Origin of the sequence: Sporosarcina sp. P3, assembly GCF_002743415.1 — a bacterium.
Lineage (GTDB): Bacteria > Bacillota > Bacilli > Bacillales_A > Planococcaceae > Sporosarcina > Sporosarcina ureae_A.
Genome location: NZ_PDZE01000007.1, coordinates 31,714 through 54,414, shown reverse-complemented (window position 1 = coordinate 54,414; position 22,701 = coordinate 31,714). Strand labels below are relative to the sequence as shown.

The following is a 22,701-nucleotide window of genomic DNA, read 5'->3' as shown; positions in this document are numbered from 1 at the left end:
ATGCGGCTGCTTTTTTGCTATACTAAATGCATTCTATAGAAGAAAAGGGTTATGCATATATGGATACTTCATTACAAAAAAGAATTGCTATGCCAACTGTTTGGCTCGTCGTACTGCTCGGCTCGCTGTCAGCATTCGGACCGCTATCAATGGATATGTATTTGCCGGGATTGCCGATTGTGGCGGAGGACTTAAACGCTTCGACATCGCTTGTCCAATTAAGTCTGACGGCCTGTTTGATTGGCTTAGGCGCAGGCCAGCTTATTTTCGGGCCGTTAAGTGATATATACGGCAGGCGGAAACCGCTCGTCATTACGCTCAGCGTGTACGCTATTGCTTCTGTCTTATGTGCGTTTAGTCCGAACATCTGGATTTTCGTTGCATTACGTTTCGTACAAGGTATGACAGGCGCTGCGGGAATTGTCATCGCGAGAGCTTGTGCGCGTGATTTATATGTAGGAAATGAATTAACGAAATTCATGGCGATGCTGTCGATCGTCAGCGGATCAGCACCGATTCTCTCACCAATTGTAGGCGGTGTCGTGCTGAACTTTGCTTCGTGGCCAGCGGTGTTCTTATTACTCGGAGTCATCGGTTTGTTGATGTTCTTATCAACGGCATTTTTCTTGCCGGATACATTGCCGGTTGAGGCACGTTCGGAGAGTGGGATGCTCGCAGTCGTCAAGACATTCAGTGGTCTACTGAAGGATAAGTGGTTCATCGGCATCGCCTTAACGCAAGGCTTGATCATGTCGGGCATGTTCGCGTACATAGCTGGATCTCCATTCGTTTTACAGAATATTTATGGCATTACAGCGCAACAGTTTTCTTTGTTCTTTGCGATGAACGGTATCGGAATCATTACAGCAGCTCAAGTGACAGGTCGACTTTCGGGCAGAATTCATGAGTTGAAATTCCTGCGTGCAGGCGTGTTGCTTTCATTTACGGCAAGTATTTTACTTCTGTTGACAGTCTGGAATGAATGGCCGCTTGCTGTGATTGCGACGGCGTTATTCTTCATGGTATCAAGCGTTGGCTTGGTGTCGCCAGCAGCGTTTTCTCTGGCGATGCAAAGTCAGGGGAAGTCAGCAGGAAGCGCATCGGCGTTTCTTGGGCTGATGCCTTTCATTGGCGGTGCAATCGTCTCGCCACTAGTTGGACTAGCAGGAGACAGCTCGGCTTGGCCGCTTAGTATTATCGTATTGACTTGCAGTACGGCTGCATTGGTGATTTTCTTCACAGTGGTTCGGAAAGCGTTTCGTCTGCAAGGGGTTTGAGTAGAGAGGCTGTTGGGGTAGGGAGTGGTGCTTCGGAGGGGACGCTTTCCTAGAGGGCTCATGGGAAAGCGTCCGCCAGCTGGAGCTTCCGTCCCTTCGTACTCGCCAAGCAACTCCCAATCCTTTTTAATTCAAATTTGCGCGAAAATAAGGCATGATAGAGATAGAGAGTCTGATTATTACTTTGAGAGGTGGATGTAAAGATGGAATATCGTATTGAGCATGACACGTTCGGAGAAATACAAGTACCAGCAGATAAGTTGTGGGGAGCGCAGACACAGCGCAGTAAACAAAACTTTAAAATCGGCGGGGAACGTATTCCGCTTGGCGTAATCCAAGCCTTTGCTCATTTGAAAAAATCAGCAGCGATCGCAAGTCATTCATTCGGCAACCTATCCGAGGTGAAAATGAAAGCTATTACAGCAGCTGCAGATGAGGTCATTGAAGGCAAATGGGACGAGCACTTCCCGTTGGTCGTTTGGCAAACAGGAAGCGGTACGCAATCGAACATGAACATGAACGAAGTACTCGCTAACCGTGGTAATCAGTTGCTGGAGGAGTGGGGCGAGGAAGAGCGTCTGCACCCGAATGATGATGTGAATAAATCACAAAGCTCCAACGATACATTCCCAACAGCGCTACACGTAGCGGGAGTGATTGCGGTAGAACGCGAAGTATTGCCGGCAATCGATCAATTAGCAACAACACTTCAGAAAAAATCCGAAGACTTCACAGATATCATTAAAATTGGACGTACGCACTTGCAAGACGCGACGCCACTGACATTAGGCCAAGAAATCAGCGGTTGGCATAGAATGCTAGAGAAAACACGCAGCATGCTAGAAACTAGTGTCCAAACAATGAAAGAACTCGCAATCGGCGGAACAGCAGTTGGGACGGGACTTAACGCGCCGGCTGGATTCGGTGAAAAAGTTGCGGAAGAGATTTCAAAATCTGTCGGCATCGAATTTACATCTGCACAAAATAAATTCCACGCATTGACGAGCTATGATGAAGTCGTCTATACACACGGCGCACTGAAAGCATTGGCTGCGGACTTGATGAAAGTAGCGAATGACGTACGTTGGTTGGCAAGTGGTCCACGCTCTGGTATCGGTGAAATTACGATTCCAGAAAACGAACCAGGCAGTTCCATCATGCCAGGTAAAGTGAATCCGACGCAAAGTGAAGCGTTAACGATGGTTGTAGCACAAGTAATGGGTAACGACGCAACAATTGGTTTCTCTGCAAGCCAAGGGAACTTTGAATTAAACGTCTTCAAACCCGTTATTATCTACAACTTCCTACAATCAGCGAAATTACTGGCTGACGGGATGATTAGCTTTAACGACAACTGTGCGGTAGGAATTGAACCGAACCGTGAAGAAATCGACAATAAAGTAAAGAATTCATTGATGCTCGTCACAGCTTTGAATCCACATATTGGCTATGAAAATGCGGCAAAAATTGCAAAGAAAGCCCATAAGGAAGGTACAACGCTGAAAGAAGCAGCACTTTCTACTGGTTTATTGACAGAAGCGCAATTTGATGAATATGTAGATCCAAGCAAGATGACAGGCAACTCATAATTGTCATGAATTTGTACGCTTGCTTTTCCCGCAAATCTTGTATACTACTAGCATAACCTCTATATAAAGGAGTCAGGAATATACATGAAAAAGAAGTTACTTGCAGGACTGGCTGCGTTGACAGTAGCGCTTGGGGCATGCGGAAACGGTGCTACAGAGAAGCCTGCTGAAGTCGATCCGACAGATGCACGGGCCGAAGCAGGACATGATCACGCAGAACATTTGCCGAATGGTGACTTGCAGGAAGTGACCGCTTCAGCGGACATTTTGCCTTCATTCCTAGATGATAAGCCAGAAGATATGCGCATGGTCTATCAAGTGGCGGGCAACGCAACGGACATTTTGGAATACATGCCTTGCTATTGCGGCTGCGGAGATAGTGCCGGTCACAAGAGCAATATGAATTGCTTCTTGGATGAAGTACGCGAAGACGGCTCCGCTGTCTGGGACGATCACGGCACACGCTGCCTAGTTTGCCTGGAGATCGCAGTGAAATCCGTACAAATGAAGCAAGACGGCATGTCTATGAAAGATATTCGTGATGCGATTGATACAGAATACGGTAACGGAGACTATGCGAAACCTACAGATACTCCAATGCCGGTTTGATTGGTTGATTTTTTAGGCTGCAGATTCACTCTTTTAATGGGGTGGGTCTGCAGTTTTTTTGTGTTTGTGGTTTGGGGATGGGGGTTGAGTGCTTTTTGTGGTTGTGCGTGCGTATGCGCTCAATGTTGATGTGTTTTCGCTCATAGTTTGGGGTTAAGCGCTCTATGTGTGTGCGTATGCGCTCAATGCTGACGCGTGTCCGCTCATACTTCGTGGTTGAGCGCTCTATGTGGTTGCGTATGCGCTCAAAGCTGACGCGTACCCGCTCATAGTTCGATGTGGAGACGCTCTAAGTGGTTGTCCATCGGCCTCGCTCAATGCCGAATCGCTATCGCTCATAGTTTGGGGTTAAGCGCTCTATGTGTGTGCGTATGCGCTCAATGCCAACGCGTGTCCGCTCATACTTCGTGGTTAAACGCTCTATATGGTAACGTATCCGCTCAATACTAACGCACATCCGCTCATACCCCGACCCAAACCCCTAACCCCAACCGCTCAACACCTTCCCAACACCCCTCAATCCCCCTAAAATCACATCGCATCCATGCATTTCGTTGGCAACCCAACGGGATGTGGTATAATTTAGTTAAATTAGGCAGGAGGGGATTCTGATGATTCATTTTGTACAATTTGAAGAGCAGTATATACCGAAGATGGCCTCGTTATTGGCGGCGAGACATGTAGATGAACGACAGCGTTTTCCGTTTTTGCAGGAACGTTTTGAGGACATTGAACAAGCAGAGGATCGCTTGCGTGAAGAGTTGGAGAAGCCGTATACAGGGGGTCTCGTGACGTTGCGTGACGAAGAGGTCATCGGCTATTTATTATACGAATATCGTCAAGATGTTACGCGTGGGCGTACGGTGTATGTCGGGTATCCTTCGTTTGTCATTCATGAGGACGAGCATCCGAGATTGGCTCGGTTGATGTACACGGAAGTTGGCGCGGAATGGGTGCGGAATGGGTATTTTGAACATGTGATGGATATTCCGGTCGGTAATGATGAATTAATTTTGGAAATGCTGGAGCAATCGTTCCATTTTGAACAGCGTTTTGCGGCGTTGTCACTTGAACATTATCGTGCACAGCCTGGTGAGAATAGTCTCGTGAAGATGAAGGAACTAGTAGGGGACGAGCAAAGAGTTTTGCGCAAGATGGCACCGTGGAATAGTTTGCATCAGGCGAAAGCTCCAGCGTGGAAGCCGGTTACGCAAGAAGCGTTGGATGCGGAGCGCGATGTGTTTGCGGCGTATGAGGGTAAAGAAGGCACGCGCAGTTGGGTTGCCGAGCAAGATGGCGTTCCTGTAGCCTTTCATTTATTCACACCGGCGGACGCGCGTCATGCGATGACGACGCCGGATGAGTCGGCAGTGCTTGTGCAGGCCACGACGAATATTGAGATGCGGGGACAAGGGATCGGCAAGTCGATTGCGAACCATAGTTTCACTCAAATGAAAAATGCGGGCTATAAATATGTCATGACGGATTGGTTGACGGCGAATCATTTAGCGTCATATTTCTGGCCTAAACTCGGATTCCGTTCGTATATGATTCGCATGGCGCGTACGATAGATGCACGCATCTCTTGGGCGGACGGACGATGACGGGCGTGAAGTTCGTCACATCGTGGAGTGGCGGCAAGGATTCTGCGCTCGCGGCGTATCGCGCAATCCGAGAAGGAAATACGCCGGCGATGCTATGGACGATGTTTGATAAAGATGAGTCGCATTCCAAGTCACATGCATTACCACTAGAGATCATTCAAGCTCAGGCGAAGCAAATGGACGTTCCGCTGATGATCCGAAAAGCAGATTGGGCTGGCTATGAAGTTCAATTCATTGATGCGATGCGCGTTGCGAGAGCACATGGTATTCATAAAGCAGTATTTGGAGACATTGATTTAGAAGATCATTTGCTGTGGGTACAATCGATGTGCGCCAAAGTCGGTATGGAAACCTATCATCCACTCTGGGAAGAACCGCGACGTACGCTGCTCGAAGAATTCATTGCGGAAGGCTTTGAAGCGTATGTGATCGTGGTCAATACAAAGAGGATGCCTGCAGAATTTCTCGGGAGACGCTTTACGATTGAATTAATGGATGAACTCGAAGCACTCGGTATTGATAGTTGCGGGGAGTCAGGAGAATTTCATACGGTCGTCGTCGATGGACCGATTTTTAAGGAACGCATTCCTATGAAAATGAATGAAACGATCGAAAAAGATGGCTATGTATTTATGAAGTGCGAGATAGAACAGGAAACTTCCACAGACTGAGAGAATGTCTGCGGAAGTTTCTTGTTTACTGAATAAACGTAGAAAAAGGAGTCGGTGTTTGATGAACAGTAAGAGGATACGTACAGAAGCAGATCTTCAAAAGTCTTTTGACATACGAAAAGCGGTATTCGTCCACGAACAACAGGTGCCGGAAGAGGACGAGTTCGATGAATTTGATGGGTTGAACGGATTATGTGAACATATTTTAGTGGAACAAGAAGGGCAAGCAATCGCGTCAGGTAGATTGAGAGTGGTAGAGGGGGTAGGGAAGTTAGAACGTATTTGTGTATTGGCTTCTCATCGAGGTCTAGGCGTTGGAAAAATAATTGTTGAAGGCTTGGAGGATGTCGCAAAGGAAAAGGAAATCGCTTCGTTAACATTACATGGGCAGACACATGCGGAAGAGTTTTATCATAAACTTGGATACGAAACTACGTCTGATGTATTCATGGAAGATGGCATACCGCATATTGTGATGGAGAAAGAGCTGGCTCTATAGGTACAAACAGCACCTGTTTTATAAAGAAATGCCCCTGCAGGTAGAAGATGCAATATACCTGTAGGGGCATTTCTTTATGGCATTCGCTCTTTTAGAAAGTGTGAGTTTTATGCGGCTTACTTACGTAATTGAATTTCGATATTGATCTTGACTTCATCACTTACGACAACGCCGCCAGTTTCTAGTGCAGCGTTCCATGTTAAACCGAAGTCTCTACGGTTAATTTTCGTATTACCTGTAAATCCAGCAGCTTGGTCTCCGCTCATTGGATCTTTCGCCATGCCTTCATACGTAACGTTGAACGTGACAGGCTTCGTTGTATCTCTAATCGTGAAGTCGCCCGTTAAGTCGTACGTATCTTTGGATGTCTCCTCAATTTTTGTCGCTTTAAATGATAAATGCGGATATTTTTCTACATCGAAAAAGTCAGCTGAACGTAAATGGTTATCTCGGTCGGCCTTGCGTGTATCGATACTGTTGGCATCAATTGTAAAATCGATGGATGCACCTGTTAAATCTTCTGGGTCAGCTTCGATCGTTCCTTGGAATTCGTTAAATGTTCCTTTTACGTTTGAAATCATCATATGTCGTACTGAAAAACCTACTGTACTGTGTGCTGTGTCAACGTTCCATATTGCTTTTGTCATATACATCTCCTCCAATAATGGTTGTTATTTTACATGTAGTAACTTCTCTTTTACTAAAACAAAACGTGCTTATTGTTTTTTATTACATAGATCGTGTTTACTTCAACCAGTTTTTCGCTTGCATTGCGACTTCTTGTGTCAGGCTGTGTCCTTTCACCCATGCGGTTGTAACGTTTGCGCCTCTTTCTTCAAAAAGACGGATGACGCGCTTGCTTTCGGATTCAGGCACGATCGGATCCCCTTCGCCTAGTGATAGGAATACGTCCACATCGCTGAAGTCATGTTTTTCTTCTAGATCTGCAGGATATAAGGGTGCGAATAAAGCGGCTTTTTTAAGTGTTTCTGGGTGTTTGAGCATCATTTGAATCGCAATATTCGAACCGTTAGAGAATCCGACTAGCACCGTATCTTCCATTTTGAAATCATACTCTTTTGCTTTTTCTTCAATGAATGCATACAGTTCATTGCCGCGGAACTCAAGATCTTCCCAGTCGTACTGACCTTCACCGTGACGTTTGAAGAATCTATTCATGCCATTTTCCTGCACGTTTCCTCTAATGCCTAACACGTTGTATTCCGGATTGAGTAGTTCGGCAAGAGACACTAAGTCTGTTTCTGTACCACCTGTGCCGTGGAGCAATACGAATACGGGTGCACCTTTTTTGTTTTCATGGTAAATATATTTCATTACACGCCAACTCCTTTGATTAGTTAACAGGCCGTTCTACTGTGAATAGCTTACCTATTTCCGCGTAATCACTACCGGCAAGTCTGCTTACGGCTTTTAGTTTCAACGGGTCAATATAGCCGTTATGATAAATGGTTTCATCTATGTGATAATGTTTTACTTTCAGTAATAAAACATCTGTAGTGGCGATGTTTTCTTCATTGTAAACGACCAATGAATCGTACAACTCTGTTTCAAACCGTACCTTGGTTTCATTCAACCCTGGAACTTGAACCGCTTTTGAGTCTACTGTCGTAAAACTCGATACATCCAGCTCGCTTTCATCCGGTCCTAGTGGTGCGGACGTCGCATTTGCTGCTTCCACGTTATCCGTATCCACAACTTGGACTACGGCTTCTTTCGTCTCATAAATATTTCTGGCTGTATCTTTCGATTTCCCCTCTACGCGCTGCACGGCAATCGATAGCATAGGGGGATCATAGGTGACGATATTGAAATAGCTGAATGGCGCAATATTGATAAGACCCGAATCAGACATCGTAGAAACCAATGCGATCGGTCTAGGAATAACGGAACCAATCAGGAATTTCTTCTTTTCTTTTGCTGTTAATTCTCGTGGAGAGAAATTGAGCATGTTATACATCGACTAGACCTCCAATTTCGGCAGCTGGTTTTCGTATTCTTGTCTGTTGTGTTCGTATTGTTTCGGTAATTTCAGCATGGAACCGAGTGATTTTATATCTTCATCGACATCGAAACCTGGACCGTCCGTTGCGAACTCGAACACGACTCGTCCTTTTTCTTTAATGTAGATCGAGTTAAAGTAATTTCTGTCTTTCACTTCGGTGACTTTCAATTCCTCATCAGTCAGTGCAGACTGCCATTCTTGCAATGCCTCCTTATGCGGCACGGACCACGCAATGTGGTGGACCGTGCCAATACCGAATCTACCAGCAGGTTGCGCAGGGGTTGCCGTAATAATATGTTGCTTTTCCTTGCCTACTGTTTCAAAATGTAGGTTCTGATCCTCTATATCTAGTTCGTTTAATCCCATAAGGCCTGTAAGAAGTTCTTTTGTACCTTCGGGATTTCCGGACAATAAAACAGCACCGTGGAAATCAACAATGTCATAATGATCTGCAGCAATTTCGCCTTCGACTAGTGCGAGCTCAAGCCCATGAACATCGTCGAATTCGAGTGTATCTTTACCGAAAAGTTTTGTTATTTCAGTATGGATGTTTTGAGCCGTTAGATGCTCTTTCCAATAGTCCATGCTTCCTTTTGGTACTCTGAAAGCAATTCGTCCGACCTGGCCACTGCCTTTTCTGCCATGATTCTGATTGGTCCAAGGGAAGAATGTAATGACTGTACCAGGCGTCACATGTTGATCTCCGAAGTACAAATGGTAAACGCTTGGATCTTCAAAGTTTACGGTTTGCTTAATCAGACGAAGTCCCAAAACATCTCTGTAAAATTTCAGGTTTTCATTAGGGTCTCCTACAATAGCTGTAATATGGTGGATCTTTTTAATTGCTTCCATTTATAAAACTCCTTTCAAACGATTATGACCGTGTGGTATCGAACGGGCGAATTTGTGATTCAATATATTCGCGCTTCGGCTCAAGGAACGGTGGAAGTGATAAGTTTTCGCCCAATGTTTCGTATGGTTCATCCGTCATGAAACCTGGACCGTCTGTGGATAGCTCGATTAGAATATGACCGACACGTGTATAAAGTGCTTCAAAGTAGAAGCGGTCTACATGGCCGGAATGTTGCATGCCCAATTCATCGTATTTTGCTTCCCAGTTCTTGATTGCCTCATGGTCCTTTACCCTGAACGACACATGGTGAACCTGTCCATATCCTTGACGACTTTGTGTTGTATGGTCGTTTCGTAAGATGACTTGTCCTCCGTTGCCGCCTTCACCTACATCAAACAGTGTCACATTTTCTTCTTCAAGAATCGGTTTCATACCATACACATCCGTAAGCATTTTCTTAAAATCTTCGAAATAGCTCACTGTGATTTCAATTGGACCTAAACCGTAAATCGCGTGTTCTTCAGGTACGGGTCCGTTTTTCCAAGGTGTACCGGGTGCTACGCCTTCATTATTTTCATCGGAGAACAGTTGGTATTTCTGTCCGTCCGCTTCTTGGAAAGGGAGTACCTTTTTGCCGAACAACTCTTGAATGCCGTCGTTTTCTACATCAAACTCATTGAAGCGTTCTAGGTAATATTCAAGTGCTGCATCGTTAGGTACTCGTAGTCCGATTCTAGAAATCGAGTTCGTCCCCGCCGTTCCTTTCGGGTTGTTCGGGAAGTCGAAGAACGTCATGTCCGTCCCTGGTGAGCCGATATCATCCGCGAAAAATGTGTGATACGTGTGAATATCATCTTGGTTTACGGTTTTCTTAACTAACCGCATGCCGAGTACGTTCGTGAAAAATTCATAGTTTCTCATTGCGTGATCTGTCATTGCGGTAACGTGGTGGATGCCTAGTAATTCGTTTGTCATGTAATAAAACCCCTTTGTATTTTGTATTTAATTGGTATATTACCATTTCGAGATAATAGTTGTAAAAAAACTAGATTTACCATTACATATTCTGTGCATGTAAACCTAATTTTTTCAACTGTGTAATTAATTGTTCTTTTTCTTGTATATCTAGTCCACTAAAAATTTCTTTAATCGCCTTTTTGTGAGGAGGGAAGATCTCATTCATCAATTCCGTTCCATCCGTTGTAATGGACGCATGCGTTACACGTCGATCTTTTGGACAAGGCTTTCTTTTGATTAAGTTTTTCTTTTCTAGTTTATCTACAACGTAAGTGATACTACTACTGGCGATCAATACTTGCTCACCGATTTTTTGTATCGGTTGATCACCTTTACTATAGACTAATTCTAAAACGGCAAACTCTGTTGGATTTAAACCTGAGCGTTTGATATCTTCTTCCACACGTACTTTAATGGATTGTAATGCTCGAGTTAAAACAATAAATGCCTTTAGAGACAAATCTTCTTCATACATTTCATTATTTTGATTGTCCATGACGTTCTCCTTTTATCTCGAATTCAAGGTAATCATATAATATTCACTATGCCATGTCAAACCGTATGTTTGTAAAAACATCTACAATTCTTGGATTATTTGCGTGGAGAGTAGTTCAACCAGTGGAAAAGGTGAAACGAAAGGGGGGAGGCTACCCTGCTAGATCAGTAGCCTCCGCACATTAGAATCTGGTAGTAGACTTCAATGCATAGTAGTTTATAGCGCTGCATCGTTCTGGAAGTTCATGACAAAATGACTCGCATCATGGTAAACTCCGAAAACGTATCCTTGATCTTTGAAAAAGTTCAAAATTTCAGGGAGTGCTTCTAAAGTTTGCGGTTTTTCGTGCATCAATACAATTTCTTTATCCGAAGTAGTGTTTTGTTTAATGTTTTGTACGATTTGAGCTGGGTTACCTGGAAGATCCCAATCTCGTGAATCGATCGTCCAATCCCAAATTTTAATATGGGCGTCTGCCAGTTGTTTCCGTATGTACTCACCGTTCAATCCAGGTGCCGATCCATAAGGAGGGCGCACTAAACGAGGAGTGGTTCCTGTTATTTCATGGATGAGATCCAGTGATTCAAGCATCTCGGGTACAAACTGTTGATCAGCGTAAAGTGCTTGATAATTGTGCGTCATGCTATGGCCGCCAATATAGTGACCTTCTTGCGCTGCACGTTTTACACTTGCTTGGAGATGTTCTTTCTTTAAATTATTTCCTTGCATGAAAAATGTAGCTTTCGCGTCATGTGCATCCAATATATCTAAAAACTGCTCAGTCCATTTGCTCGGACCATCATCAAAAGTTACATACACTACTTTTTCAGGTTCATTCTCTTCTGGAGACTGTTCTGTACTTGTATCAGTAGGCATTTCTGTTTGCCCTTCAGTAGACGTTTCCGTTTCCTCCGGTTCTATTGTAGGGAATACTTCAGGTTCAGTACTAGGTTCTTCTGGTGGTGTACTAGGTTCTGGCTGATCGTTTGATGTCGGCGTTTCGATTGGTTCAGGTTTGGTTACAGGTTGATTCGATGTACTAGGTTGTTCGCGGAAAGAATATGACGTTCCAACAAAAAGAACAGTACCCGATAGAACAAGAAGAATAAGTAGAAGCAGGAAATATCTTTTCTTTAACTTTCGTCTTTTCTGTCCGACTTGTTGAGGTAGCGTACTCATAAAATATATAGCCTCCTATCAGTTTATGTTGAATAGACCGATTTTCATCGTATGTATGTATACAAACTCCCTTACTTCATAAGGACAACAGCAGACGAAAGCAATCATCTGCTGTTGTAACATCATTTACTGAATATATGTGTCACTAACTAGGGCATCCTGTAAAATATCTGAAGGAATCTCAAATGTGACGACGCCCATATAACCTGGTGCAACTTCGTACTGATCAAAAGAAATGACGAGTGTATGATCCGCAGTAATATAGAAGTCTTGATTTGCTTGAATGGAGTCGAATTCGATGTCCGCTCCTTCGATAGCTAAGTACGCAGTGTTTTCATCTTCTTCCATTTGTCGCGTCATCTCTTTTTTTATATAGGCAGTGATGATTTCCACATAGGAATCGTCTTTAAAGAGACTCGGTAAGGTAAGGAGAATGTGATGTTGTTTATCAATCGTATCGTATTGCATTTCAGTGGAAGAAGATCCAGCCGTAGTGGTTTCATAACGCGCAATGGACAAAATTTGTTCTGTATCGGTTTTTACTTCATAACCTGAATCCACGCCTAAATGACCGCTACCTGCCTCTTCCAGTCTGGCGATTTCCTCTTCAAATTTCGTAAAGAGCGCTTTGTTTTCTTCGATATACTTTTCATTTAAAGCAGTTTGCAATCCTTCGTTTTCTAAACCATCGATTGCTGGCGTTTCCATGTTTGCCTGATACGTTTCCTTTTCCAATGTTAAGGTCTCGATCGTGAAAACTTGCACGATGGAACCGAGAACAGGAATATTCACTAGCGAATTGGCGAAAGTCGGGCTAGCATTAATGCTACCTACGAATAAAGTAGCCGCAGCAGCAACTCCGATCGACCAGTTTCTCATAGGGGAGCGCTTCTTTTTCGTGTTTTTTGCACGTTGAATAGAATCTTTCACTACATGATCCAGCTCGGGAGGAATTTCAATATCGTCATAGTCTTTCTTCAACTTGTTCATCCGTTTCATTCCAAATCCCCCTTTTCAATTTCTATACGCAGTTTCTTTAAAGTCCGGTAAAGCCTGGTTTTTACGGTATTACTGTTTTCGTCTAAGATGGCTGCTACTTCGTCAATCTTCAAGTCCTCAAAGAAGCGTAAAATAATTAACGATTTTTCATCCGGAGAAAGTGTATCTAGGGCATCTAGTAAATCTATATCCGTTGGTTCATCTTCTGTTTGTGGTAAATAGCCATCTAGAACTTCATCATCCATCACCATCATTCGTTGATGCTTGCGAATAAAATCGATGGACGTATTCACGAGTATCCGATAAAACCACGTCTTTAAATACTTGGTTTCTTCTAGGCGATGAATGGATTTTAACGCTTTGAAAATCGAGTCTTGCACAATATCCAACGCGTTTTCTTTGTTTTTCACATAGCTATAGGCGAGCCGATAATGAGCATTTTGGTTTTCAATTAAAAATTGCTCCACCTGCTCTATTTTTTTATTTTTTGTCATGACAAAAGGGTCACCTTCTTCAATTTTAAACATGTCGCGATCACGTCTTACTCTTTTGACGGACAGCTTCCGCAAAAAGTTTGGATTTTATATAAAAAAGGAAACATGATGACAAGGATCCCGTTTAGAGAGAAGCGTTTCAATTTACTAGGGATGCGATACGACTTAGAATGGGTTAGCTGCTCACGTTGTATTGAGAGCAAGAATTATTTTTCTTGTATCGTAACTGCTATACTCATGACTATAACAACGGATAAAGGAGTAATGTATTTTATGAAGAAATTTACGAATGCGAATATATATGGGGATCCCAATTCCCATGAGTTTTTAGTGGAAAATGGTCAGTTTACAGCTATAGGGAATGACGTAGGCGACGCAGATGAAGTAATTGATCTGCAAGGTCGTTTAGTTTTGCCGCCTTATGTGGACCCTCATTTACACTTGGATTATATCTTTTCGGGGCTAGGCGAAGGAAATGCGAATGTCTCCGGGACGTTATTTGAAGGCATCCAGCGGTGGAGTGATAATAAGAAATCACTGACTGAAGAAATGGTGCGTGAACGTGCGATAAAAGGAATTCAAAAAGAAGTGAGTAAAGGAGTTCAATTCATTCGTACACACGTCGACATTACGGATCCGAATTTAACGGGGATGAAGGCGTTAGTCACACTGCGCGAAGAGTTGAAAGATCTCGTTACATTACAACTCGTTGCCTTTCCTCAAGAAGGGTTCTTTAGATATGAAGGGGCAGAGCGTTTAATGGAAGAAGCACTGGAAATGGGTGCGGACGTAGTAGGGGGGATTCCTCACTTTGAAATTTCCTATGAGCATGGCGTGGAGTCATTGCGACGTATTGTCGACATGGCCATAAAACACAATGTAATGATTGATATTCATTGTGATGAAAACGATGATCCCAATAGTCGGTTCTTAGAAGTGTTAAACGCGCTCGTTATGGAAAAAGACTATGGTAAATATACAACGGCCAGTCATACATGCAGCTTTGGTTCAGTGGATAATAGCTATGCCAATAAAATGTTAGGTTTATTTAAAGAATCACAAATCAACTTTATTTCTTGCCCAACTGAAAACGCCCATCTCCAAGGACGTGGCGACAGCTATCCAAAGCGTCGTGGCTTAACACGCGTCAAAGAGTTGTTAAATAACGGAAACAATGTGGCATTTGCACAAGATTCCATAGCGGATTACTGGTATCCTTTAGGCAACGGAAATATGATGAACATCTTAGACAATGGGATTCACTTAGCGCATTACACACATATTGACGAGATCAATAAGGCGTTGGATTTAATCACGTATTACGGTGCAAACATTATGAGAGTAAATGACGCGTATGGTTTGGAAGTGGGGAAACCGGCGAACTTTATCGTGTTGGATGCACAAGATCCTTATGAGGCTATTCGTGAGCGGGCAGAAGTGCTGATGTCCGTAAGAAACGGTGGCTATCTCTTTAAGCGTGAACCGCGGAAAAATGAAGTGGAAGTGGATTTTTTGAAGCAATCGTGAGAGTTCTTGACTATACTAAAATTCCTCCTCAATGAGGTGCACCCCGAAAGTTAGAGTAAAAATCTAACTTTCGGGGTGTTTTCTTATAGCTAAATATAGCGCTGAATTTAAAATGGTGATACTCAGAGTGTGCTTGAACAGAATCAACCAATGAGGGGGGAGTGGTTGGAACCCGTTGATCTGCGCTGCAGCCGGACGCGTGTCCTATGGGCGGGCGGTGAACCACACCTCTTCGCTTTGCTCGCTGGGTGTTTCACCTGTCAAAGCAAAGATATGCTCCTTCTCGCTGCGCTTCACTCGCAAAAGCCGTTCTTCGTTACGGCTCTCGCTGATCCTCCGGGAGTCGCCGGCTGTAGCGAAGATCAACTAACCGATTTCAGAGAAGCTTCCTCAATAAACGCGCCCGAATAAACGCAAAGTAGTCTAAAACCGTTGATCTGCGTTCCAGGCGGACGCGTTCCGCAGGGCGGGCGGTGAACCACACTGCTCGCTTCGCTCACTTAGGTGTTTCACCTGTCCCGCTGGTCCTGCAGGAATCGCCGCCTTCCACTCCGATCAACTAAGAGTGTAGTACTTCACAATCGCGCCCGTTTATGGATTTTCATTTCTGTCTTTATCCTTTATTGCCTTTATAATCTCAGGGATACCGACAAAGACTATTATTCCACCTATCATTGTTAAAAAGGTGTCTAGGCTTATTACTTTCGTTAAAAAAAGCAAAAGCATAACGGCAAGTACGAATATTCGCCAGTAAAAGAGAGATTTCTTTTTCATCAAAACACCCCCATTTCTCTGCAAAATGGCCCTTATCAGGAAAAGATCATCTTCCACAACTGCGCCCGTTTGAAGAATATTAATCAACGTAACTTTTCTTCGCTAGATAATTCAACTTATTTTTCTAAATTTAAAATTTCAACTTCGTAATTATTAATACCATTGCTGGCAAGTTCTTTTTCAAAATACAATTTCGCTTTTTCTTTATTACTTAAGCTATCTCCGTCCACTTGTACTGATAAGATCTTTTCACTCTTACTGACTCCCATACCAGTTTAGCCAAACTTCATTTCAGCATTATCATATAATTCCGTTTCAAAAAGATTATCGATTTTCTCATCTTCATTTGACGAAGCGAATGAAATATAATCATTTCCAAAATAAAATAATGAACAAGACATTACAGCAACTATGGCAATATATTTCTTTTTCATAACCAATCATTCTCCTTTTCTCTGGCCCGTTTGATGCACTGTCCTTATCACGCAAACGCGCCCGATTATGGTAGATTAAAATATACTAAACAATAATTTCCGCAATTAACTTTTCATCTCGAAAATGTAAATTTTCATTGTCGTTTAAAGTATATAACTTAATATCTCTTTGAGCAGTTGACCAATTATCAAAGGCTATACGACGTTCTTCGTCATTGTAATGAGGGCATAAACTACCTTTTAGTAATCCTAAACCCTTAAACTCTTCGTACTCTTCTTCGTTTTTTTCACTGTAACAAATTTCAAACCAACACATTGCGCCTGCACTTATTCCAGCTAAGATGACGCCATTTTGATATGCATTTTTTAACACAACATCGAAACGTGTTCTCTTCCAAATTTCTAGCATATTTTGAGTATTGCCTCCGCCTACATATACAATATCTAATGAATTTACGTTTTCTTGGATGTTTTGTGATTCAAGGTCTTTGATAGTGAGATGGCTTGTTTGTTCCGTTTTGAAAGCTTCATAAAATTTATCTATATAACCTTGCGCGTCATTACTTGCGGTTGGAATAAACGCAATCTTTAATGGTCCCTGTCTTTTTGAAATTTTTATTAGGTACTCATCAATATAGGCTTTATCTTCTGTAGAAAAACCTCCGCCGGAAATTGCAAGGATATTTCTTCCCATTTATTCATTCCCCCATTACACTTTTGTTTCGCTAAATGGCCCGATTGAGGCACTAACCTTCTGCCGTTAATGCCCCCGATTCTAGAACACTTTTCATAGCTGAAGCTACTCATATTTCTTTTTGAAAAGAACAGCTGGTCCATAGAAAAAGACTGCACAACACGCAACTGTTATAGCTACGTTTAAGATTGATGATGGATATTTAACAGTAGCTATGGTGAGGGCTATCAAGGGGTACGGACAACAAAACGGAAGTATTGTACGTTAAGAATTGAAACCTTTATATAAAAGGGATGTTCCACTACCGATCGTTTATGGTACTACCGTATTGAAACCGAATTCAGACTGATTGACCAGTGCGACAAAGTATTTTTTGAGTGGTCGATCCACGAAAAAAACAGGTAAAAACCAGCGAAGACTTGTCTTCGCTGGCATACTATCATTACAGGGAAGGAACACAATTTTGGGTAATGGAAACAATGTTCTTTTTCACCTCAATATAGTATTGTTGCTTTATCATTTAGATAGTGCCAGAGCGTGTTGCTTCGGTGCCGAGACCCTCTATCTCTTTTAACATCTCGATTTCTAGTGTTTTTCCGCAAGTTTTCATCATTCCAATGAATTGACCTTCTGTGTAAGATTTAGGAGGTGTTATAGTGCTTTCCTTTAACTTCATGACCGCTGACACCTTTTCTTCCGCTTCAAGTAGTGGAAGTGATTTTGAGCCCTCACTTTTTCTATCAACAACAATTTTCTCTATTTGTTTGAAAAGATATTTCCGACATTTGTTAATTTAGGTATTTCCAGTCGTTTCAAGTTCCAAACCGTTTACATCTTATATTACTTTTATTTCCTTGTATACATAATCTGAATGGAACGTGGCTAGAGTGGTATTCAATATCCAAAATAGATATTTCGTTCTTGTTCAAATAATCCGTCCAGTGTAGATTTAGATGGAATGTTTTTGGTCATTACAATTGCATGACGTTCAGCAACTCGAGAATTATCGACATATGTCTTTTGGGGTTGCAGTGAATCAACCTCGAATGAAGTTAATGCTATCTCTTGATAAGCCTTGACTTCATCCGACAGGAAAGAAAATTCATTGTCACCATCATAAAATTGTTGTGGCTTAATATTTTTTTATAAAAAATAAATAATAGGCTACACTTAATGGGATACTAATTAAAGCATATGGATTTATAAAAAATAGTGCTGATAAAATACCAGTAATTAATATCGAAATTAATGAGACAATATGATTCTCCCACTTCATATGTATTAAGGAAACAATACTACAACTAATAAAAGTTGTTAGTATTACGTTAGTTAAGATCATTATTAAGCCCTCCTTCGTAAACTATTATATATCAAGAAATGAAAGTACATACAAGTAACTTATTTTGTCGTGAGAAATTTAATTTGTCAATAAATGGTATGAATATACATGTTTACGTGTTATTGTATTTATTAACAAATGAAAGTGATTGATGAAATTGATGAAAAAACTTATTATTTTATGCTTCACTACTCTTTTAGTGTTCAGTTTTAATATAACTGATATTGCTAAAGCCAGTGAAGTAAGTGAGACCAGTTTATCTTTAAAAGATAAACTAGAAGTTACAAATAGAATGCATGATGAGGGTAGTTCAGATTGGGATATTCAGAATGTCCTTCGGAAAATTGAAAAGGGAGAAGTTCTCGAATCAGAGAAAGCTATGGCTGATGAGCAAGTATTTTTCTTTTCATTTGAAGAACTAGAAGAACTGGAATATTTCCAAAATAATAAGTTAGAGAAGAAAGTGGAATTTAAGGATGGCTCTTATCTAAAGAGTGAAATAATTCTAGAAGCTGAGGATATTAGTAATTTAAAGAATAGAAATATAGCACTTGCTGCAAATGGTGCATTCAAAACATTTACAGTAAAAGGTGTGGGAACTCATGCTGATGCAAGCTATAAAGTAAGTATATTTATAGATACTCATTTAGGTAATAGTTATATAAATAAAGTATATCCTCATCCTAATATAGCAGCACATCTAGGAACTCACTCTGACACAAAACAAGGTACAACTAGAAAATATGAGAATCGCGCTAAAAAAATTCCAGCCCAGGCTTATCTGTATTTCAAGTATACTAACTTTGCTAATTTATCGTCCCAAGACATGTATTTAAAAGTATTTGTTGGAGATCATTATCAGAATCAATACGGTATCAAGGTAACATACACTAATGGAAAAGGATACATTAAGTAACAAGAAAATTAATAAGAGTTTCTACTTGAGGTCATTTCAAAGTGATGATCATGTAGAAGCTTTTTTATATCCCTCGTAGTATTATAGGTTATAAACTCCCTTTAAGTGTAGAAAAATTAAACTCTTTACCAAAACGAATTATTAGCGAAGTACCTGAAATATACTAATCTGTTTCTTCCAATACAACTCTCCTTTTGTCAATTAAGGGCACAGACAGCAAAACGGAAATATTGTACGCTAAGGCTGAAAACGTTGATACAAAAAGAATGATCCAATAACGTTCATTTATGCTGCTTATTTGAATACTGTCTTAACACTGCTATCACTTTAGGAGTTAATTTGCACCTATTTTAAGTGTTATTTTGCACAGGTCAAAATAACAAAAGAGATGGCAATCGCGCCCCCGTTTATGGTGCAGTATTGAACTTGTTATAATTTTACTCTTCAACCAATCAACGAATATAAAATAAGCCAATATGAAATTCCTGCACAAATAGAAGCAATAAAAGTGTAAATCTTGAAATTATGCTTATGTTTTTCATCTGAAATGGCACGTATTGCATATATGGTGCAGAAAATCGTGAGAAATCCAAGTAACGATAATAAGAAAAGCATCTCCTAGCCCCCTTCAAAACTAACTTCAATTACATATCCTCTTCCGCTAAATGGCCCGTTTGTTGAATAGTCTTTTTATACTTAGTATGTTCTGTTGCTTGGAGTGCAGGCGCCGACTCCCGAACGCAAAGCAACGGCTTGCACAATGCGAACTTTGGTCCGTTTATGGAATACTGACAAAGCAAAGATAATCGATTAAAATCTAGACCATACCAATATATTCTCGTAACACTCTAAACAGCATTGAAATTACAATAGCTGTATAGTTAGGGACATTATAACATAATTTTGAATAATCTATTGGTCAATTTCTATATTAATAGTGTATTTAAGATAGGTAGGATTTGCTATAAAGACACAAAATAAAAACACTACCAAGTATATTCGGTAGTGTTCATCTAAATTAAAAATACTTACTATACAAATCATGTCGTAGTTTCCCGCTCAAGTGCGCGTAAATTCGTGTAGTTTCGCTTTTCTCGTGTCCGAGTAAACTTTGAATTACTTCTAGCGGAGCACCGTTGTTAATCAGATGCGTAGCATAACTATGCCGTAACTGATGAGGGTGTATGGATTTATGAATGCCTGAGCGTTTTGATACACGCTTGAGAGTGTAGCGCAGTGTATCGATGCTCATGCGTTTCTTCGGATTCCGCTCCGTGACGAATAGGCAGGGATCTTCATCATCGCGTTCTTCCAAATATCTCTTCAACCAAATAGCGCACCGTACATTGAAATACACTTCGCGTTCCTTATCACCTTTACCGAGGACGATCACCGAGTTGCCGATGAAGTCGATATCTTGCCGGTTGAGTGTAGCTACTTCACCAATACGGCAACCCGTTGAATAGAAAAACTCGAACAAGGCTTTTTCCATCGCGGTGTCACAGGCTTCGCGTACATGTTCTATTTCATTTTTGGAGAGGAACTTGGGAATTCGTTGACCCATTTTAGGCTCTTTTAATTTAGATGCTGGATTTTTTGTCATAAATCCTTCTTCATGTGTCCATTTGAATAACGATCGAATAAATCGAACGCGGTGCCCAAGACTCGAAGGTTTTAAGTGACTGCCGCATTCGATCAGATAGGTTTTTAGTTCATCGGTTGTGATATCTTCCATGGATACATCACCGACAAATCGTTTCAACATGGCACATTGATAACTGTACATTTTCAATGTCAAAGGAGAATACCCTTCAATGCGTTTATCCGCCTCATATTTCGTCCAAGCCTCGCAAATCAACATCCTGTTCACACTCCTATATTGGTAATCTATTGTTAGCAAGTGTGTCCGATTGGAAGAAATTTATTCATTGAAAGAAAGGTAGAGTGTGGATGTCTACATAGTTTAGCGACCTAATCATACATACTCTTCATTCACATAGAGGGGAATTAATTTGAAAGATTTTGAAACTATTTCTCAAATTCTTCGTCTGTACGGCACAAGACTAAACTATGGAGAGGATGAAGTCGAATGAAGAATAAAGTGATAGCGATGCTTGGGGTGATTTTGCTGATCTTCAGTATTCCCTTATCAAGCGTAGCGGCAGACAAAGCAAGATTTCCCGACGTTCCTGCTACGAAGCATTTTGCGGAAGCGGTCAATGAATTGGCGTCACGCCATATCATCGGAGGCTATCCAGACGGAACTTTCCGTCCGAGCGAATCCATTACGAGAGGGCAGGCGGCTGCTATTATCGTGAAACTAACGAAACTGGAGACGACGAAGGTAAAAGATCCGAAATTCAAAGACGTTTCGACTGCAAATGGTTACTATCAAGCGATTGCGGCATTAGCGCAAAAAGGCGTCATCAATGGGTATGGTGACGGACGATTCGGACCGAATGATCCCATCACACGAGCGCAAATGGCTTCTATTATTATCAAAGCATTCGAATTACCGCTGTATCGCGATCCGGATTATGGATTTAAAGACGTAGTGCATAAAAACGGCCACAGAGATGGAATCTATAGTTTGTATCAACTCGGGCTGACGACAGGTACGTCACCTACGACATTCAGTCCGAATGCTTCCATTACGAGAGGTCAAGCAGCAAAGTTACTGAAAGCAGCGGAAGATGTGAAGCCGGGGATTCTGACGATGCATGCGAAAGATTTTAAATGGAAGAGATTCAACGACATTAGTAAAACGAACTCGGATATATTTGATATTGTGGGAGACAGTGAAGTACCCAGTCAAGTGAATTTGAAAACGAAGATTCATATTGTGCCGAAGAAAGAAGGAACGGCGACACTGACATTTTCAGGAGCAACATCATCCGATACAGAGGATCAAAACTACAGAAAATATTATGTGCATGTCAAAAAGATCGATGGTGCATGGGATATTTCATTGCAAGAGACAACCGATATCTATTCGACGCCAGCACAACTATGGAAGCATTACGAAAGAAGAGAAAACAACGAAGCGTTCATAGATGCGGAGTCGATTTCTTTATCTACGGAGGATGGGGAACTGGTTGAGGAACGTGTGAAATTTGAGCGATGTGAAAATGACGCGCTTCAATATTGCCATGTAATTTATTTTGATCAGCCGGGGAAATTCATTGCGACGGTCAAGTATGTGGACGGCAAGGAAATGCGCTATTACGTTACGTCTACTGAGCGCAAAGATCAATTTTATTATTACACGCATATCACTCCGATCAAGCCGAATGAAGTGTTGCAAATTTGGGATGGCGCTATTCTCGGTAAGCATGTGCTGCCTAAAGGAAGTGAGGAGATTGCGACCGTCACGCGAGATCCCGGAACGAATGTGTTCCGTATTACGCCGAAGAAAACAGGGGAATTCTTTGTGAACTTCCCGGATCGTAAGGTAGTCCCGGGTAGTCATAGGATTTATTACGGTATTACAGTGCGAGTGAGTAAACTAGGGGACTATCTACACGTAGATGCGGCTGTTAGTGAAGAAGATGATATGGTGTTTGATTAATTGGATAGGTATACGAAAAGCAGGCATTCATCGTGTGTCTGCTTTTTTTGGTGCGAATAAAATGTCTCGGGCAGGATGGTGATATGCGACACAAAATGGACGGCGTTTTGCTTGTTTTCGGTTTTCATCGCTATCACAT

The 22,701-nt window shown here is 41.7% G+C and carries 24 protein-coding genes; 9 read left to right on the top strand and 15 right to left on the bottom strand.

Annotated elements, in window-relative coordinates:
• Nucleotides 1-59 precede the first annotated feature (59 nt).
• The 6 genes from CSV61_RS10215 (at nt 60) to CSV61_RS10190 (ending at nt 6,249) form a co-directional block, all read left to right on the top strand.
• Nucleotides 60-1,277, top strand: coding sequence for a multidrug effflux MFS transporter (locus tag CSV61_RS10215; protein ID WP_099639147.1), 1,218 nt, complete (start codon nt 60-62; stop codon nt 1,275-1,277).
• A gap of 203 nt (nt 1,278-1,480) precedes the next feature.
• On the top strand, nt 1,481-2,866 hold the full coding sequence (gene fumC / locus CSV61_RS10210; protein WP_083034699.1) for a class II fumarate hydratase: 1,386 nt from the start codon (nt 1,481-1,483) through the stop codon (nt 2,864-2,866).
• Nucleotides 2,867-2,950: 84 nt separating this feature from the next.
• A complete protein-coding gene (locus CSV61_RS10205) occupies nt 2,951-3,475 on the top strand; it encodes a PCYCGC motif-containing (lipo)protein (RefSeq protein ID WP_099639146.1) in 525 nt (174 codons plus the stop codon).
• A 611-nt stretch (nt 3,476-4,086) separates the two neighbouring features.
• The gene (locus CSV61_RS10200) at nt 4,087-5,079 is read left to right on the top strand and encodes a GNAT family N-acetyltransferase (RefSeq protein WP_233193575.1); all 993 of its coding nucleotides are present in this window, start codon (nt 4,087-4,089) and stop codon (nt 5,077-5,079) included.
• The gene (locus CSV61_RS10195) at nt 5,076-5,750 is read left to right on the top strand and encodes a Dph6-related ATP pyrophosphatase (protein WP_099639145.1); all 675 of its coding nucleotides are present in this window, start codon (nt 5,076-5,078) and stop codon (nt 5,748-5,750) included. Before CSV61_RS10200 ends, CSV61_RS10195 begins: the two co-directional genes overlap by 4 nt.
• A 61-nt stretch (nt 5,751-5,811) precedes the next feature.
• A complete protein-coding gene (locus tag CSV61_RS10190) occupies nt 5,812-6,249 on the top strand; it encodes a GNAT family N-acetyltransferase (RefSeq protein ID WP_099639144.1) in 438 nt (145 codons plus the stop codon).
• 116 nt (nt 6,250-6,365) lie between these two features.
• Here CSV61_RS10190 and CSV61_RS10185 read toward each other — a convergent pair whose 3' ends face one another.
• From CSV61_RS10185 to CSV61_RS10145, 9 genes are all read right to left on the bottom strand, one after another.
• Nucleotides 6,366-6,896 carry a YceI family protein gene (locus CSV61_RS10185; protein ID WP_099639143.1) on the bottom strand — a complete coding sequence of 177 codons (531 nt, stop codon included), beginning with the start codon at nt 6,894-6,896 and terminating at the stop codon, nt 6,366-6,368.
• A 97-nt stretch (nt 6,897-6,993) separates the two neighbouring features.
• Nucleotides 6,994-7,584: an alpha/beta hydrolase gene (locus CSV61_RS10180; RefSeq protein ID WP_099639142.1), complete on the bottom strand. Its 591-nt coding sequence runs from the start codon at nt 7,582-7,584 to the stop codon at nt 6,994-6,996.
• Nucleotides 7,585-7,603: 19 nt separating this feature from the next.
• Complete coding sequence (locus tag CSV61_RS10175; protein ID WP_369824353.1) at nt 7,604-8,227, bottom strand: flavin reductase family protein; 624 nt, start codon at nt 8,225-8,227, stop codon at nt 7,604-7,606.
• Between the two features lie 3 nt (nt 8,228-8,230).
• A complete protein-coding gene (locus CSV61_RS10170) occupies nt 8,231-9,124 on the bottom strand; it encodes a VOC family protein (protein WP_099639141.1) in 894 nt (297 codons plus the stop codon).
• Nucleotides 9,125-9,146: 22 nt separating this feature from the next.
• On the bottom strand, nt 9,147-10,100 hold the full coding sequence (mhqE, locus tag CSV61_RS10165) for a ring-cleaving dioxygenase MhqE (protein WP_099639140.1): 954 nt from the start codon (nt 10,098-10,100) through the stop codon (nt 9,147-9,149).
• Nucleotides 10,101-10,182: 82 nt separating this feature from the next.
• Nucleotides 10,183-10,638, bottom strand: a complete 456-nt coding sequence (locus CSV61_RS10160; RefSeq protein WP_083034707.1) for a MarR family winged helix-turn-helix transcriptional regulator — start codon at nt 10,636-10,638, stop codon at nt 10,183-10,185.
• Between the two features lie 216 nt (nt 10,639-10,854).
• Nucleotides 10,855-11,817, bottom strand: a complete 963-nt coding sequence (locus CSV61_RS10155) for a polysaccharide deacetylase family protein (protein ID WP_335695486.1) — start codon at nt 11,815-11,817, stop codon at nt 10,855-10,857.
• Between the two features lie 126 nt (nt 11,818-11,943).
• Complete coding sequence (gene rsiV / locus CSV61_RS10150; protein WP_099639139.1) at nt 11,944-12,816, bottom strand: anti-sigma-V factor RsiV; 873 nt, start codon at nt 12,814-12,816, stop codon at nt 11,944-11,946.
• A complete protein-coding gene (locus CSV61_RS10145) occupies nt 12,813-13,310 on the bottom strand; it encodes an RNA polymerase sigma factor SigV (protein WP_167693415.1) in 498 nt (165 codons plus the stop codon). The genes rsiV and CSV61_RS10145 overlap by 4 nt, the downstream gene beginning before the upstream one ends.
• A 273-nt stretch (nt 13,311-13,583) precedes the next feature.
• On the opposite strand from CSV61_RS10145, the gene CSV61_RS10140 reads away from it, so the two are divergent.
• Nucleotides 13,584-14,837, top strand: a complete 1,254-nt coding sequence (locus CSV61_RS10140; RefSeq protein WP_099639138.1) for an amidohydrolase family protein — start codon at nt 13,584-13,586, stop codon at nt 14,835-14,837.
• Between the two features lie 591 nt (nt 14,838-15,428).
• On the opposite strand, the gene CSV61_RS10130 is transcribed toward CSV61_RS10140, so the two are convergent.
• From CSV61_RS10130 to CSV61_RS16805, 5 genes are all read right to left on the bottom strand, one after another.
• Complete coding sequence (locus tag CSV61_RS10130) at nt 15,429-15,611, bottom strand: hypothetical protein (RefSeq protein ID WP_143561088.1); 183 nt, start codon at nt 15,609-15,611, stop codon at nt 15,429-15,431.
• A 116-nt stretch (nt 15,612-15,727) separates the two neighbouring features.
• Nucleotides 15,728-15,880 (bottom strand): hypothetical protein, encoded by a 153-nt coding sequence (locus CSV61_RS16815; RefSeq protein WP_158233833.1) that lies wholly within the window; start codon nt 15,878-15,880, stop codon nt 15,728-15,730.
• A 6-nt stretch (nt 15,881-15,886) separates the two neighbouring features.
• Complete coding sequence (locus CSV61_RS16810; protein ID WP_158233832.1) at nt 15,887-16,045, bottom strand: hypothetical protein; 159 nt, start codon at nt 16,043-16,045, stop codon at nt 15,887-15,889.
• Between the two features lie 85 nt (nt 16,046-16,130).
• On the bottom strand, nt 16,131-16,739 hold the full coding sequence (locus tag CSV61_RS10125) for a Type 1 glutamine amidotransferase-like domain-containing protein (protein WP_099639135.1): 609 nt from the start codon (nt 16,737-16,739) through the stop codon (nt 16,131-16,133).
• Nucleotides 16,740-17,259: 520 nt separating this feature from the next.
• Nucleotides 17,260-17,415 (bottom strand): hypothetical protein, encoded by a 156-nt coding sequence (locus CSV61_RS16805; protein WP_158233831.1) that lies wholly within the window; start codon nt 17,413-17,415, stop codon nt 17,260-17,262.
• Between the two features lie 814 nt (nt 17,416-18,229).
• On the opposite strand from CSV61_RS16805, the gene CSV61_RS10115 reads away from it, so the two are divergent.
• On the top strand, nt 18,230-18,994 hold the full coding sequence (locus tag CSV61_RS10115) for a hypothetical protein (RefSeq protein ID WP_099639133.1): 765 nt from the start codon (nt 18,230-18,232) through the stop codon (nt 18,992-18,994).
• A 1,018-nt stretch (nt 18,995-20,012) separates the two neighbouring features.
• Here CSV61_RS10115 and CSV61_RS10110 read toward each other — a convergent pair.
• Nucleotides 20,013-20,855, bottom strand: coding sequence for a tyrosine-type recombinase/integrase (locus CSV61_RS10110; RefSeq protein ID WP_099639132.1), 843 nt, complete (start codon nt 20,853-20,855; stop codon nt 20,013-20,015).
• Nucleotides 20,856-21,083: 228 nt separating this feature from the next.
• On the opposite strand from CSV61_RS10110, the gene CSV61_RS10105 reads away from it, so the two are divergent.
• Nucleotides 21,084-22,562 (top strand): S-layer homology domain-containing protein, encoded by a 1,479-nt coding sequence (locus CSV61_RS10105; RefSeq protein WP_099639131.1) that lies wholly within the window; start codon nt 21,084-21,086, stop codon nt 22,560-22,562.
• The last annotated feature ends 139 nt before the right edge of the window (nt 22,563-22,701 follow it).

Excerpts from the sequence above, each read along its gene's own strand:
- CSV61_RS10215 (WP_099639147.1), top strand. The coding sequence starts at position 60 with ATGGATACTTCATTACAAAAAAGAATTGCTATGCCAACTGTTTGGCTC.
- fumC (WP_083034699.1), top strand. The coding sequence starts at position 1,481 with ATGGAATATCGTATTGAGCATGACACGTTCGGAGAAATACAAGTACCA.
- CSV61_RS10205 (WP_099639146.1), top strand. The coding sequence starts at position 2,951 with ATGAAAAAGAAGTTACTTGCAGGACTGGCTGCGTTGACAGTAGCGCTT.
- CSV61_RS10200 (WP_233193575.1), top strand. The coding sequence starts at position 4,087 with ATGATTCATTTTGTACAATTTGAAGAGCAGTATATACCGAAGATGGCC.
- CSV61_RS10195 (WP_099639145.1), top strand. The coding sequence starts at position 5,076 with ATGACGGGCGTGAAGTTCGTCACATCGTGGAGTGGCGGCAAGGATTCT.
- CSV61_RS10190 (WP_099639144.1), top strand. The coding sequence starts at position 5,812 with ATGAACAGTAAGAGGATACGTACAGAAGCAGATCTTCAAAAGTCTTTT.
- CSV61_RS10185 (WP_099639143.1), bottom strand. The coding sequence starts at position 6,896 with ATGACAAAAGCAATATGGAACGTTGACACAGCACACAGTACAGTAGGT.
- CSV61_RS10180 (WP_099639142.1), bottom strand. The coding sequence starts at position 7,584 with ATGAAATATATTTACCATGAAAACAAAAAAGGTGCACCCGTATTCGTA.
- CSV61_RS10175 (WP_369824353.1), bottom strand. The coding sequence starts at position 8,227 with ATGTATAACATGCTCAATTTCTCTCCACGAGAATTAACAGCAAAAGAA.
- CSV61_RS10170 (WP_099639141.1), bottom strand. The coding sequence starts at position 9,124 with ATGGAAGCAATTAAAAAGATCCACCATATTACAGCTATTGTAGGAGAC.
- mhqE (WP_099639140.1), bottom strand. The coding sequence starts at position 10,100 with ATGACAAACGAATTACTAGGCATCCACCACGTTACCGCAATGACAGAT.
- CSV61_RS10160 (WP_083034707.1), bottom strand. The coding sequence starts at position 10,638 with ATGGACAATCAAAATAATGAAATGTATGAAGAAGATTTGTCTCTAAAG.
- CSV61_RS10155 (WP_335695486.1), bottom strand. The coding sequence starts at position 11,817 with ATGAGTACGCTACCTCAACAAGTCGGACAGAAAAGACGAAAGTTAAAG.
- rsiV (WP_099639139.1), bottom strand. The coding sequence starts at position 12,816 with ATGAAACGGATGAACAAGTTGAAGAAAGACTATGACGATATTGAAATT.
- CSV61_RS10145 (WP_167693415.1), bottom strand. The coding sequence starts at position 13,310 with ATGACAAAAAATAAAAAAATAGAGCAGGTGGAGCAATTTTTAATTGAA.
- CSV61_RS10140 (WP_099639138.1), top strand. The coding sequence starts at position 13,584 with ATGAAGAAATTTACGAATGCGAATATATATGGGGATCCCAATTCCCAT.
- CSV61_RS10130 (WP_143561088.1), bottom strand. The coding sequence starts at position 15,611 with ATGAAAAAGAAATCTCTCTTTTACTGGCGAATATTCGTACTTGCCGTT.
- CSV61_RS16815 (WP_158233833.1), bottom strand. The coding sequence starts at position 15,880 with ATGGGAGTCAGTAAGAGTGAAAAGATCTTATCAGTACAAGTGGACGGA.
- CSV61_RS16810 (WP_158233832.1), bottom strand. The coding sequence starts at position 16,045 with ATGAAAAAGAAATATATTGCCATAGTTGCTGTAATGTCTTGTTCATTA.
- CSV61_RS10125 (WP_099639135.1), bottom strand. The coding sequence starts at position 16,739 with ATGGGAAGAAATATCCTTGCAATTTCCGGCGGAGGTTTTTCTACAGAA.
- CSV61_RS16805 (WP_158233831.1), bottom strand. The coding sequence starts at position 17,415 with ATGAAGTTAAAGGAAAGCACTATAACACCTCCTAAATCTTACACAGAA.
- CSV61_RS10115 (WP_099639133.1), top strand. The coding sequence starts at position 18,230 with ATGAAATTGATGAAAAAACTTATTATTTTATGCTTCACTACTCTTTTA.
- CSV61_RS10110 (WP_099639132.1), bottom strand. The coding sequence starts at position 20,855 with ATGTTGATTTGCGAGGCTTGGACGAAATATGAGGCGGATAAACGCATT.
- CSV61_RS10105 (WP_099639131.1), top strand. The coding sequence starts at position 21,084 with ATGAAGAATAAAGTGATAGCGATGCTTGGGGTGATTTTGCTGATCTTC.